The organism is Trichloromonas sp., from assembly GCF_034006665.1.
Classification (GTDB): domain Bacteria; phylum Desulfobacterota; class Desulfuromonadia; order Desulfuromonadales; family Trichloromonadaceae; genus Trichloromonas.
On record NZ_JAVESI010000013.1, the window covers coordinates 1 to 12,964 of the forward strand.

At 61.7% G+C, this 12,964-nt stretch carries 11 protein-coding genes; 5 read left to right on the forward strand and 6 right to left on the reverse strand.

The genetic code is table 11. From position 1 onward, the window contains the following. Window positions 1–186: 186 nt before the first annotated feature. The gene (locus RBR25_RS07090) at window positions 187–459 is read left to right on the forward strand and encodes a hypothetical protein (protein ID WP_432818848.1); all 273 of its coding nucleotides are present in this window, start codon (window positions 187–189) and stop codon (window positions 457–459) included. Between the two features lie 34 nt (window positions 460–493). Beyond that, window positions 494–925, forward strand: coding sequence for an SseB family protein (locus RBR25_RS07095; protein ID WP_432818849.1), 432 nt, complete (start codon window positions 494–496; stop codon window positions 923–925). 42 nt (window positions 926–967) lie between these two features. On the opposite strand, the gene RBR25_RS07100 is transcribed toward RBR25_RS07095, so the two are convergent. From RBR25_RS07100 to RBR25_RS07125, 6 genes are all read right to left on the reverse strand, one after another. After that, window positions 968–2,662, reverse strand: coding sequence for a sulfatase-like hydrolase/transferase (locus RBR25_RS07100; protein WP_432818850.1), 1,695 nt, complete (start codon window positions 2,660–2,662; stop codon window positions 968–970). Window positions 2,663–2,816: 154 nt separating this feature from the next. Continuing rightward, window positions 2,817–3,818 carry a lytic murein transglycosylase gene (locus tag RBR25_RS07105; protein WP_432818851.1) on the reverse strand — a complete coding sequence of 334 codons (1,002 nt, stop codon included), beginning with the start codon at window positions 3,816–3,818 and terminating at the stop codon, window positions 2,817–2,819. Between the two features lie 3 nt (window positions 3,819–3,821). After that, complete coding sequence (locus RBR25_RS07110; RefSeq protein WP_432818852.1) at window positions 3,822–4,706, reverse strand: carbon-nitrogen hydrolase; 885 nt, start codon at window positions 4,704–4,706, stop codon at window positions 3,822–3,824. Further along, the gene (locus RBR25_RS07115) at window positions 4,703–5,728 is read right to left on the reverse strand and encodes an agmatine deiminase family protein (RefSeq protein WP_432818853.1); all 1,026 of its coding nucleotides are present in this window, start codon (window positions 5,726–5,728) and stop codon (window positions 4,703–4,705) included. Before RBR25_RS07115 ends, RBR25_RS07110 begins: the two co-directional genes overlap by 4 nt. Beyond that, on the reverse strand, window positions 5,658–7,322 hold the full coding sequence (locus RBR25_RS07120; RefSeq protein ID WP_432818854.1) for a bifunctional DedA family/phosphatase PAP2 family protein: 1,665 nt from the start codon (window positions 7,320–7,322) through the stop codon (window positions 5,658–5,660). The genes RBR25_RS07115 and RBR25_RS07120 overlap by 71 nt, the downstream gene beginning before the upstream one ends. A 10-nt stretch (window positions 7,323–7,332) precedes the next feature. After that, window positions 7,333–7,881 carry an HD domain-containing protein gene (locus tag RBR25_RS07125; RefSeq protein WP_432818855.1) on the reverse strand — a complete coding sequence of 183 codons (549 nt, stop codon included), beginning with the start codon at window positions 7,879–7,881 and terminating at the stop codon, window positions 7,333–7,335. A 156-nt stretch (window positions 7,882–8,037) separates the two neighbouring features. Here RBR25_RS07125 and RBR25_RS07130 point away from each other — a divergent pair, with 156 nt between their 5' ends. The 3 genes from RBR25_RS07130 to RBR25_RS07140 are packed head-to-tail and all read left to right on the forward strand — an operon-like array spanning window position 8,038 to window position 12,907. After that, window positions 8,038–8,712, forward strand: a complete 675-nt coding sequence (locus RBR25_RS07130; protein ID WP_432818856.1) for a TetR/AcrR family transcriptional regulator — start codon at window positions 8,038–8,040, stop codon at window positions 8,710–8,712. Window positions 8,713–8,760: 48 nt separating this feature from the next. Continuing rightward, window positions 8,761–9,807 (forward strand): efflux RND transporter periplasmic adaptor subunit, encoded by a 1,047-nt coding sequence (locus tag RBR25_RS07135; RefSeq protein WP_432818857.1) that lies wholly within the window; start codon window positions 8,761–8,763, stop codon window positions 9,805–9,807. A gap of 1 nt (window position 9,808) precedes the next feature. Next, entirely contained in the window at window positions 9,809–12,907 is a 3,099-nt protein-coding gene (locus RBR25_RS07140) for an efflux RND transporter permease subunit (RefSeq protein ID WP_432818858.1), read from the forward strand. The last annotated feature ends 57 nt before the right edge of the window (window positions 12,908–12,964 follow it).

Sequence of the window (12,964 nt, forward strand, 5' to 3'; positions counted from 1 at the left end):
GGCGCTTATAGGACGACAGGCATTGTTGGTTGATAATGCAGAAGCAAATCAGGAACCGCCGTGTACGGAACCGTACGCACGGTGGTGTGGGAGGACGGCGGGGGCAACCCCGCCTCCTACCCGATTTTGGCGATGGCCCTGTAAGGGCAGCGGCGGTTCCGTTTTCCTTTTTTCACGGAAACGTGTATGCTGACGGCCATTCACGAACGCGGAGGGCGTATGTCCGAAGGGCTGACCATCAAACAGATTACGATTGTGCGCATCATTACCATGACCGGTGGGGTGCTCGGTGCCCTGGTTCTTCTTCAGGAACACGGCTTTTTCTATTTTGGCCCCCAGTATACCCTGACCCTGTCCAACGCCCTGGTGCTGATGGTTGGGGTCATCTGTCTGGTGAAGCTGATCAAGCACGGCCGAGTCTGGCGCGACCTGCGCCGCGCGGAGCGTGAGGGTCGGTGAGCGGCTTTTTCTCCCCAACGAAAGGAACCCTCCCATGACCGATCTCGATATGGCTCTGAGCCTTTGCCATCAGGAGCCTGAAAATCACGATAAACAGACGAGTTTTTACGATCTTTTTCTTAACAGCAATTTTTACGTTCCGACCCAGGCGGAAGAGGGCAAGTTCGGTGAAATCACCGCCGCCGACGCCGAAAGCGCGGTGCCGTTGATTATCGACGGAGAAGGGGAGGACTACCTGATGCTTTTTGATCGGGAGGACCGCCTTTATGCCTGGGCCGGGTCCGAAGTCAGTTACGTGTTGGTGGCGGGCTACGCCCTGGCGCGTATTTCCGCCCCCCCTCTGCACTGGGCGCTCAATGTCGGCGGCGACTATCCCAAGCAGTTTCTGCCCGACGAAATTGCCTGGTTGCGCAGCGTGGTCGAAAGCTGCGAGGCCGATGCGGACAATCCCTCCGCTTTGCCGTAACGAAAAACGCCCGCCTGAACAGGCGGGCGTTTTCATTTCCCTTCAGAGCATGGCTCTCGCCATGATCGTCAAATATTCCTCCCGGTACACCGTCTTCTCCTCGGGAGTCTCTTCCGGGGTGAAATCGCAATCCCCGTCCCGACAATATTCCCCCCGCGTCACATAATCGAGGATGATTTGCGGCACGTCGTAATGGTTGATGGTACGACGGCGCGTCACTTGACCGTTTTCGATGAAGTAAATGCGGTTGAGATGAATATCCCCCTCCACCCCAGCGAGGTAGTTCAGGGAACGGTAGGTGGTCGGCCCCTGGTCGAGGGTAGGCAGATGGTCGCTGACCAGAATCACCAGGCTTTCCGGGTCGATGCGCATCAAGCCCTGAACGAATTCGGCAATAGCCTCGGTGCGGTAGTAGTACTGGTTGACCGCCCGTTCCAGTTGCCCGACCTGGGACGCGCCCTCCACCCGGACGACTTTAGGACGTTTCGTTTCGTCGAGAATATGCGGAAGGTGGCCGTACATGCCGATAATGTAATTGAAGATCGGTCGCCCCTTGCTCGCGCGGATCTTTTCGGCGATGAAGGCAAGATTGCTATCCAGCAGTTTGCCGTCGAACATATAGATTTCTTTGCCGACATCGCCGGTACCGAAATAGCTCTCCGAGGCCGGGGCGAACTCCTGGGGGTAGAAAATACCGTTGAAGCCCATGCCGGCGTAGGCGTTGGTGGAGTTGAAGAAATCGGGTTTGTAGGCGTTGCTGGCCAGGGTCTGATAGCCCCCCTCCGCGAGCAGATAGGGGAGGCAGGGGGTGGGAGAGCCGGTGAAGACGTCGAACTCGATTCCCGACAGTTCCCGCATCGCCGGGACGCCGCAGAGTACCTCGAATTCGGCCTGGGCGGTACCGCCACCGAAGACCGGGGAAATGCTCAGGCTGCCTTTCCCGCCGAAAAGCTCGGCGAATTCCGGATGGGCCGGATCCTGGGAAAAATGGGCGGCGCCGAGCAGGGACGGATCGAGAAAGCTCTCCAGCACCACCAGATGCACGTTGCGTTTGTCCGGCTGGCGGCGGATCTGATTGGCAAGTTTTGCGTATTTTTTCAGGTAGGGCGTATCCCCTAGGTAGCGGGCGGTTTCTTGCAGATAGCCGCGACGTTTGGCCTCGTTGTAGAGCATCATGGCCAGGCGACCGTTGGCCCGGGCGCTCTTGGTATCCGAATAGAAGACCATGTCCGTCTGGGCTTGGGCAAAAACCGCCATAAACCCGGCGGGATAGAACCCTATGGAGAGGCAGAGCGCGAGCAGGGGGAGAGCTGCCGCCAGAGTCGATTTCCAGCGCCGCCAGGCGACGGCACGCATGAAGAGCGTCAGCGGGAGGCCCACCGCCAGAAATGCCGCGAGGCGGATGCTTGGAGTGAGAATCTGAATGAGTTCGGGGATCTGTGCGACTTCGGAGATGCGCAGCAGGCGCCCGAACTGCATGTGGTAGAGATCGAAGATGACGTAGAGCAAGGCCCCGGGAATCGCCGCCAGCCAGGGTTGTCGGCGGGAGGGGCGCAACATGCGGTTGCTGAGCCAGTAGAGATAGAGCAGCAGCGGGATTTCCAGGCGCCAGGCATGGCGCAGGGCAGGCAGCCCGCCGAATTGCTGAAAGATTTCCGTGGCCAGGATCAGTGCCAGGATGAAAAGGAGATAGCGATTCAGAAACAAAAGGCGGAATTTTTGGAAATAGGCGGACATGGTCGGTATCTTCCGGAACGAGGCGTGATCTGTGCTGCCCACGAAAAAACCCCGTCCCACCGCAAAGGGGACGGGGCAGGCTGAGCGGCCTAGCCAATGGCTATCAATACACTAACCATTTTCTAAAGAAAAGAAAAAATTTACGTTTCCTTGCTCAGGGAAAGGTTTTCCGCTCCAAGGCGTAAAGCCGGTGGGCCAGGTGTCCGACGGTAAGGGCGAAGGCTTGGGAACGGTTCCAGTGGAGCAGCACGCGGAAATTGTCATAAACCAGAAAGGCCGGGCTGTCAGTTCCGTCGGGCAACAGCAGGGAGGCCTTGCACTGGCCGGGACCGTCGATCTTCCTGACGCCCAGGCGCCGCCATTCGGCAAGGGTTTTGCGGGTTTCCAACCCGGCCAGACGGTGGTTGAATCCTTTCGGCAAGGTCACCCGTTCTCCCCAGCCTTCTCCCGAACGCCAGCCGTTGGCGATCAGATAGTTGGCGGCGGAAGCCAGGGCATCGGCTTCATTGGTCCAGATATCCTTGCGGCCGTCGCCGTCAAAATCGACGGCGAAATTCATGAAACTCGACGGCATGAACTGCACCTGGCCCATGGCGCCGGCCCAAGAGCCAAGCATCCCTTCGGTATCGATGTGTCCTTGGTCAAGAATTTCCAGGGCGCGAAAGAGTTCCCCCCGGAAAAATTCCCCGCGCCGACCGTCGTAGGCGAGGGTCGCCAGGGCCTGAATGACCGGGGTTTTGCCCTGATGCTCGCCGAAATGACTTTCGATTCCCCACAACGCCACCAGATAATGACCGGGAACGCCGAAATGGGCATCGATGCGGCGCAGCAGGTTACGGCGCTGCAGATAACGACTCTCGGCTCGTTGGATTTTCTGTGGAGGCATGACCCGTTTCAGGTAGCGGCTGTAGATTCCGGTACGTTTGCGTCCATCCGTCCGCGGCATCTGCTTGCGGTCCTGCTCGATGATGTAGCCCAGCGGGGTCAGTTCGTCCAGGCCGGCGCTGACGGTTTGCGGTGAAATCCCCCGGGCCAGGGCCTCGGCGCGGACCTCGGCAAGCCAGATTGCAAAATCGGGAAGGTTCGCCGTTGCCGACAGGGGAGTGCAGAGAAGCGCGGCCAGCAGGCCGCCGATGAAAAATCCGTATCGTGTCATGATTCAATCCCGATAGCGGCGTAGCAGATCGTCGTAGGCGTCGATGCGCCGGTCCCGCAGGTAAGGCCAGATGCGCCGCACCGTTTCGCTGCGCGCCTTGTCGATCGCCACCAGCAGCACGTCTTCCTGATCCTGTGCGGCGCTGACCAGCAGTTCCCCCTGGAAACCGGTGGCGAAGCTGCTCCCCCAGAAGCGGGCGCCGGCGGTCTGTCCGGAGGGATCATCTTCGAAGCCGATGCGGTTGACGCTGATGACGGGGATGCCGTTGGCCACGGCGTGGCTGCGCTGGATAGTGATCCAGGCATCGCGCTGGCGGCCCTGCTCCTCGGCCGTGTCGTTGGGATCGTAGCCGATGGCGGTGGGGTAGATGAGCAGCTCGGCCCCGGCCATGGCCATCAACCGCGCCGCTTCCGGATACCACTGGTCCCAGCAGACGAGCACGCCGAGGCGGCCGACGGAGGTGTCGATGGGGGTGAAGCCGAGATCGCCGGGGGTGAAATAGAATTTTTCGTAATAGCCGGGATCGTCGGGGATGTGCATCTTGCGATATTTTCCGGCGATGGAGCCGTCCTTTTCCAGAACCACGGCGGTGTTGTGGTAGAGGCCCGGCGCCCGTTTCTCGAAGAGAGAAGTGACGATGACGATCCCCAGTTCACGGGCGAGGGCGCCGAAGACCTCGGTGCTCGGTCCGGGGATGGTTTCCGCCTGGTCGAAGCAGGCGGTTTCCTCCGTTACGCAGAAGTAAAGGCCGCAGTGCAATTCCGGCAGAACCACCAGTTGCGCCCCCTGCGCGGCGGCGCGACGGATGCCTTCGCTGCTGCGGCGAACATTTTCATTTCGGTCGGCGGTGCAGCCGTGCTGTACCAGGGCGACGCTGAGGGTATTCATGCCAAGACTCCTTTCGGGAGTTGCATGGTGACGCAATGCAACGAGCCGTGTTGCCGGATCAGCGCCCGGCAATCGACGGGAACGATCTCCCGCCCGGGAAAGGCCCGAGCGATGACGGCGCAGGCTTCGACGTCGGCCGGGTCGTCGTAGGTTGGCACCAGCACCGCGCCGTTGATGACCAGGAAGTTGGCGTAGGTCGCCGGCAGGCGCTCCCCCACGTCACCCAAACAGGCTTTTGGCCAGGGCAGGGGCAGCAGGCGGAAACGACCGCCGCCGCGGGTGCGCAGGGCGCGCAGTTCCGCCTCCATGAGGGCCAGGGCGCCATAATGCTCATCCCGATCATCGTCGCATCTGACGTAGAGAATGGTGTTGTCCGGGGCGAACCGCGCCAGGGTGTCGATGTGGGAATCGGTGTCGTCCCCGGCGAGATAGCCGTGCTCCAGCCAGAGGACATGGTCGACGCCGAAGAGCTCGACCAGTTTTTCTTCGAGCTGCGCCCGGGAAAGGTGCGGATTGCGGTTGGCTTCGAGCAGGCACTGGGCGGTAGTCAGCAGCGTGCCCGCGCCGTCGCTTTCAATGCTTCCCCCTTCGAGGATCAGTCCCGGCACCGACACCCGGCACTGGCCGAAGACTCCGAGGCGGTCCAGTTCGGCGGTGATGCGGTTGTCGAAATGGGCGGCGAACTTGAGACCCCAGCCGTTGAAGCCGAAATCGTAGAGGAGGGGTTTGCCGTCCTCGAAGACGGTGATCGGGCCGAAGTCCCGCGCCCAGGTGTCGTTGGTCGGCAGAGGGTAGAGCGAAACCCGCCCCAGGTCGACGCCGGTCCGGCGCAGTCGCTCGGCGAGGGGGGCCGTCTGCGGGGCGACGATCAGCACTCGCTGGAAGCGGGCGACAACCTGGGCGATGGCGAGGAAGACCGGTTCTACCAAGGGCAGGTCTTCGCGCCAGTCGCTATCGGCATGAGGCCAGGCGAGGAGAACGCCGTCCTGCTCTTCCCATTCGGCGGGCAAACGTCTGTACATGGAAATTATTATCCTTTTGATCCAGGGAATGAATGCGCGTTTCCGGCGAGCATCCTAGCCGATTCGCCGGTGGTTGTAAACCTCTGCCGGGGCCGAGATCTCTGTCCAGACGGTGTTCGACGTAGACCCAGAGAATCCAGAACAGGGGGATGGCGGCCAACACGAGAACAACTCTCCGTCGTCGCGCGGTGAGGTCGGGCAGGGCCGGTGTCCGTCCCCAGAGGTACTCCCCGGCCAGGCGGCGACGCAGTTCCCCGGCGGTGATCAGCAGACTCAGCCAGGCGGCGGCCAAGGCATAGCCGCCGAGGACGTCGCTGAACCAGTGCACTCCCAGATAAAGGCGGCTGAAGCCGATGAGCAGGGTCAGCAGGCTGCCGCCAACGACGAGGTAGAAGCGTTTTTCCAGATTCTTCAGGGTATCGAGGAGCATGTAGACGAGCAGGCCGTAAAAGACCAGGGCAACGAAGGCATGGGCGCTGGGAAAGCCGTGCAGATCCATGACCAGATGGATAAAGGGGGATTCGGGCCGGGGCCGCGCGAAGAGAAGCTTGAGGAGATAGACGAGAAGTTCCCCGGCGAGCGTCCCCCCGGTCAGGAGCAGGGCGCTGAAATAGCGACGGCGCAAAAGTAGCCAGAGGTTGGCCCAAAGCCCGAGCCCGGCAATGACCGGACCGTTGCCGAGATAGGTGACGAGCAAAGCGATGGGGTCGGCGAGGGGATGGCGCAATGCGGCGAGGCCTTGGTGGATGCTCTGATCGAGCCGAGGAAAGGGGCCGACCAGGAGGATGAAGAGGATGGAAAAGAGGACCACCCCGGTGAACCCGGCGGTGAGAAAGAGTCCGGCGCCGTGCCGGGGATCGAAACGATCGGCGAGAAAATTCCACAACCCCGGGTGGCGCTCTTTGAGGCGGCGTGCCGCCGGTCTTTGCAGAAAATTTCGCCAATATTCCGTTGTTTGGAGGCGATGCCGTTGCCCCAGAGCCCACAGTCGGGGAGCGAGTTTTCTCCAGAAGAGGTGATTGGCGACGAGCAGAACCACCAGGGCCGCGAGCAGGTAGCTGAAGCGCCCGGCCCAGAGCTCGACCCGCTGCCAGCTGGCGCCGAAGAAATAGCCGAGGCCGGGATAGGCCAATCCCCAGAGGATGCCGCTGACGACGGCGTAAAAGGAGAACAGGCCGGGGCGCATGCGGGCATAGCCGGCGACGAAGGGGATGAAGGGACGGATCAAGCCGATGAAGCGGCCGAGAAAGACGCTTTTGCCGCCGTGTTCGAGGAAGAAGAGCTGGGCTTTGCGGAAAAGTCCCTGATAGCGCCTGAACAGGGGGCGGGCCAGAAGCGCTGTGCCCATTCGCGCCCCCAGCCAGTAGCTGAGCAGGTCGCCGAGGATGGCGCCGAGGATGGAGGCGGTCATTAACGGCAGATAGGCTCCTTTACCGTTGGCGGCGAGAAAACCGGTGAAGACGATGAGGGTACTGCCGGGCACGACGATTCCGGCGAAGGCCAGGGATTCGCAAAAGGAAATCAGGAAAACCAGAGCGTAGTAAAACGCTCCGGTCGGGAGCCAATGAAAAAAATCCTGAATCCAGGCTTCCATGGCAATTCGCTCAGCCGCCGAAGCGCTTGTGCCAGGCGTCGAAGATCGCCGGCTTGTCTTCGCCGAACCGGCGCAGGGTCTCGCGCACTTCCTCCGGCGTCCGTTCCCGGTCGTTTTCCCGGGGATTTTTGGAAAAGAAGAGATCGGCATAGGTGACGATCTCTTCTTCAATGCTCAACGGAAGCATGTCGCGGAGCGGCAGGGGCAGGCCTTTTCCCCTTATTTCCTCAGCACTCAGGCCGACGCCGATGTGTCGCTCGCAGACTAGGGCATGCCGGGGAAGGCCTTCTTTTTCAAGCAATTCCCGCCCCTTGTAGCCGTGGGCCAGATAAGGCAAGGCGCCGTGACAGCCGAGGTCCGGCGCATCGGTGTAGAAGATGCCGATATCGTGAAGCAGCGCCGCCTCGCGGACGAATTCCACATCCACCGGGTCCCGCTTAGCGGCATGGCGGGCGGCCTTGACCGCCTTGGCCGCGACCCGGCCGCTGTGGCGCAAGAGGATGCGGTGAGCGAGAGAGCCGGGGGGGTAGTATTTTTCGAGCAATGCAATGGGGTTCATGGTCAGTCCTCCTGTGTTAAAGGTGCCATTGACGCTTCTCGACTGTCAAGGCAAGGAATGATGAATGATGAAGTCGACCGGGGTCGGAAAAAAGGTTGCGGAGAAGATCGGGGGGCGATAAAATTCGACCACGTTCGACTTTTTATGGAGCACGTGATGAGAGGTATTCGCGAGGCGAAAAAACAGGCCACCCGCCAGGCGATCATCGAGGCGGCGGTACGGCTCTTCGCCGAGAAGGGTTTCGAGAAGACGAGTATCGAGCAGATCGCCCGGGCGGCGGGGATCGGCAAGGGGACGATCTACGGTTATTTTCGCGCCAAGGAAGAGATCTTCCTGGCCTTCTGCGAGGACGAGATCGACTATGCCTTTGCCGCCCTGGCGGAAAAGAACGATCCCGAGGCGCCGGTTCTCGAACAATTGCTGACCCTTTTCATCAGTCAGTTCCGTTTTGTCACCCGCAACCAGGAATTCGGTCGGCTGCTCATGCGGGAAATGGCTTTGCCCCGGAGCACCGGTCGGGCCCAGTCTCGGGAACTCAACGGTCGGTATGTGCGCGGCGTCGGCGAGATTCTGGAGCGTGCTCGTGGGCGGGGAGAACTGTCCGGTTGCTTTGACCCGCTGACGGCCATCGGCCATCTTTATGCCCTGCATCTGCTCATGCTCTCCAGTTGGTATTCGGGGTATCTCCAGAACGAGGCGGAGGTGACCGCCATGCTTCGCGTTCTGCTGCGTCAAGCGCTGGCCGGCATCGGTGCGGAAGCGGAACCTTCCCGTGCAGAGCGTGAGCTGTTGCAACAGCTCCAGGAGCGCACCCTGGCCGCCGAGCATTAATGTCCCGGTTTTCCGAGCCCATCTTTTATCCATCATCGAGGGATTTTTATGCCTTTGTTTTTGCTGATGCTGCTGTTTCTGGTCGGCTGTACCCAGAATGGCCCCGGTGAGTCCGTTCCCGAAGCGCCGGTTGCCGTTGAGGACAAAGGGATACCCGTCGCGGTGGAGGCGGTGACCCCCTTCGATTTGCGCGAACCGCTGACCCTGCCCGGATCGCTGGAAGCCTGGGAGGATCTTCTGCTGGCCGCCGAGATCGACGGGCCGGTCCGCTGGCGCGGACCGGAAGAGGGAGAACGGGTGCGCGCTGGTGAGCCTTTGCTGCGCATCGACTCCGACAGCCATCAGGCCGCCCTGGATCGGGCGCGTTCCGAGGCGGAACTGCGCACCGTTTCCCGCGACCGTCTGCGGCGCCTGCTCGACGAAAAACTCATCAGCCCGCAGGAATACGACAATGCCGTCGCCGCCCAGGATGCCGCCGCCGCCGAACTGCGCCAGGCCCAGGTGGCCCTGGAGAAGAGCACCCTCTACGCGCCGATTTCCGGGGTGCTCGACAGGTGGCTGGTCGATCGGGGGGAATATGTCAGTGCCGGCATGGCGGTGGCTGAGTTGGTCCAGGTCGACCGGCTCAAGGTACTGCTGGAAGTGCCGGAAAAGGATATCCGCTTTTTGGCGCTGGGGGAGAAGGTGCATCTTACCCCGGCTCAGGTCAACCAGACGGGGGGGGAGGAATTTTCCGGCGAAATCATTCATCTCGCCTACAAGGCCGACCCCGTGACCCGGACCTACATGGCCAAGGTCGAGGTGGCCAACAACACCGGACGGCTGCGCCCGGGGATGATCGTGCGCGTCTCCGCCCTGCGCCGGGAGCTGCCTGGGGCGATCGCCATCCCGTTGCACGCCGTCGTCGACCAAGAAGGGCGCAAGCTGGTCTATGTCGCCGAGGACGGGGCGGCCCGACAGCGGGATGTGCGCCTCGGGCCGGTGATCGACGGCCGGGTGGTGGTTGAGGCCGGGCTGAATCCGGGCGAGGCGCTGCTGGTCAAGGGGCAGCATCTGGTCAATGACGGTTCTCCCGTTGTTATCACGGAGCCCTGAGATGCTCATCACCAACGCCGCCATCCAGCGCCGGGGCACCGTCTATGTGCTGATGTTCATCGCCGTCGTCGTCGGTATCTACAGCTATCTGACCCTGCCTCGGGAGTCCAACCCGGATATCACCATTCCCTACGTGCTGGTGGTGACCAATTACGAGGGGGTGGCTTCGGAAGATGTCGAGTCCCTCATCACCCTCCCCATCGAACGCAAGCTCAAGGGGCTCAAGGAGGTGGAGGAGATCCGCTCGGTGAGCGCTGAGGGCTCGTCGATGATCACCATCGAATTCCATCCCGACGTGGATATCGACGACGCCCTGCAGTGGGTGCGGGACAAGGTCGATCAGGCCAAGGGGGATCTTCCTAACGATCTGGAAGAAGATCCGTCGATTCTCGAAATCAACCTTTCCGAGTTTCCCATCCTCATGGTCGCCATTTCCGGGGATGTCGGGGAGACCGTCCTCAAGGGCGTTTCCGAGGAACTGGAGGAGCGCATCGAAGAGATCCCCGGGGTGCTCGATGTGGTTCTGACCGGCGCCCGCGAGCGGCAGGTGCGGGTGGAATTCGACCCCGACCGTCTTGCCGCCTACCGCCTCTCCTTCGCCGAGATTCTCGCCGCCATCCAGCGGGAGAACGTCAACATCCCCGGCGGCAGCATCGATCTCGGCGAGGGCAAGTACCTGCTGCGTATTCCCGGCGAATTCACCGATCCCAATCAGATCGACAACCTGGTCATGGTCACCCGCGACGGCCGGCCCATCTACTACAAGGATGTGGCGACGGTCGACTTCACCTTCGAGGATCGGCTCAGCCATGCCCGTCTCGGCGGCCAGGAGAGCATCAGTCTGGCGGTGAAGAAGCGCACCGGCGAGAACATCATCGCCGTCGCCGACCAGGTCTTTGCCCTGCTGCAAACGGCCCGCGACCTGGTGCCCGAGGGGATCTCCCTGGAAGTGACCCTGAACCAGTCCAAGGATATCCGGCGCATGGTCGGCGAACTGGAGAACAACATCCTCACCGGCCTGATCCTCGTCGTCGCGGTCCTCTTTCTCTTTCTCGGCCTGCGCAACTCCCTTTTCGTCGCTCTCGCCATCCCTTTCTCCATGCTCCTCTCCTTCATGGCGATCCAGGCCCTGGGTATGACCCTCAACATGGTCGTCCTCTTCAGTCTGATCCTCGCCCTAGGGATGCTGGTCGACAACGCCATCGTCATCGTCGAGAACGCCTATCGCCACATGCAGGAAGGCAACGGCCGCGTCAAAGCGGCGCGGCTCGCCGCCGCCGAGGTCGGCTGGCCGGTGATCAGCTCGACTCTGACCACCCTCTGCGCCTTTTTCCCCATGATCTTCTGGCCGGGGATCATGGGTGAATTCATGAAATTTCTGCCCATCACCCTGATCATCACTCTGAGCGCTTCCCTCTTCGTCGCTTTGGTCATCAATCCCGTGCTCTGCGCCGGTTTCATGCGCCTGCGCCCGACGGAACTCCATCCCCGGGAAGACCGCACCCTCATCGTACGCCTCTACCGCCGAACCCTGGAAATCGCTCTCGATCACAGCCTGCTCGTTGCCTTGGCGAGCTTCGGCCTGCTGATCGGGGTTTCCGCCCTTTACGGCAGGTTCGGCCATGGCCTGGAGTTTCTCCCCGACACCGAGCCGAACCGGGCTTATGTGGAGATCAAGGCGCCGGAGGGCCATCGCCTCGATAGTACCGATGCCCTAGTGCAAAAGGTCGAGAAGTTGGCCCTGGCGGAGCAGGATATCCGCTTCGTGACCGCCGAGACCGGGGTAGCGCCGAGCGGCGAGGCGGGTGCCGAGATCGGTGGACAATCGCACATGGGCAAGGTTTCCATGGAATTCGTCGAACGGGTCGAGCGCCATGAGCGTTCCGACGCAGTGCTGGAGCGTCTGCGTCGGTCCCTGGCCGGTTTCGTCGGGGCCGAACTCAAGGTTGAGAAGGAGCAGCACGGTCCCCCCACCGGCCCGCCCGTCAACATCGAGATCAGCGGCGAGAATATCGAGACCCTGGAGGCGCTGGTGGCGCAGGCGCGCCAGCTGATCGCCGACGTCCCCGGGCTGGTTGACCTCAAGGATGACTTTGCCCGGGCCAAGCCGGAAATCCAGGTGCTGGTCGATCGCGAGAAGGCGACCCTCCTCAACCTTTCGACCTCCGATATTTCCAACATGGTCAAGGCCGCCATCAGCGGCAGCAAGCTCGGTACCTACCGCTACGGCCAAGATGAGTACGATATTGTCGTGCGTCTGCCCGAAGAGCGCCGCGAGCGCCTGGCGGACATCGAGAATCTGCTCATCCCCACCCCCGGCGGCGACCCGGTTCCGCTCTCCACGGTCGCCACGCTGCGCCTTGCCGCCGGCTTCGGTTCCATCCGCCATCTCGACCAGAAACGGGTCGTGACGATCTCCGCCAACACCTTGGGACGCAACAGCAACGTGGTGCTCAAGGAGGTACAGCAACGGCTGGTTGAGCTGAAAATCCCCGGCGGCTATCAGCTGACCTTTTCCGGCGAGCAGGAAGAACAGCAGAAGGCCATCGCTTTTCTCGGCAAGGCCTTTCTCGCCGCCCTCTTTCTCATCGCCTTGGTGCTTGTCACCCAGTTCAACTCCCTCTCCCAGACCCTGATCGTCATGACCTCGGTCATCCTCTCTTTGACGGGGGTGCAGATCGGCCTGCTGGTCACCATCACCCCCTTCGGCGTCATCATGACCGGCATCGGCGTCATTTCCCTGGCTGGGGTGGTGGTCAACAACGCCATCGTTCTCATCGACTACATCAACCAGCTGCGCGCCCAGGGGATGCCTCTGCGCGAGGCCCTGGTCCGTGCCGGCACGGTCCGTTTCCGCCCGGTCATGCTCACCGCCGTCACCACCATTCTCGGTTTGTTGCCCATGGCCGTGGGGGTGAGTTTCGACTTTCGCTCTCTGAGCTGGGAGATCGGCGGCGAGTCGGCGGAATGGTGGGGGCCGATGGCGGTGGCGGTCATTTTCGGCCTGACCTTCGCGACCCTTCTGACCCTGGTGGTAGTGCCGGTGTTATATCGCTTGACGGCGCGGTGGATGGGGGATACGGATCTGGAGGAAGTTTAGGAGAACAAGCCTATTTTTCGTCGGGAACGGCCATCGGCCGGAAGCGGTATAAGCATC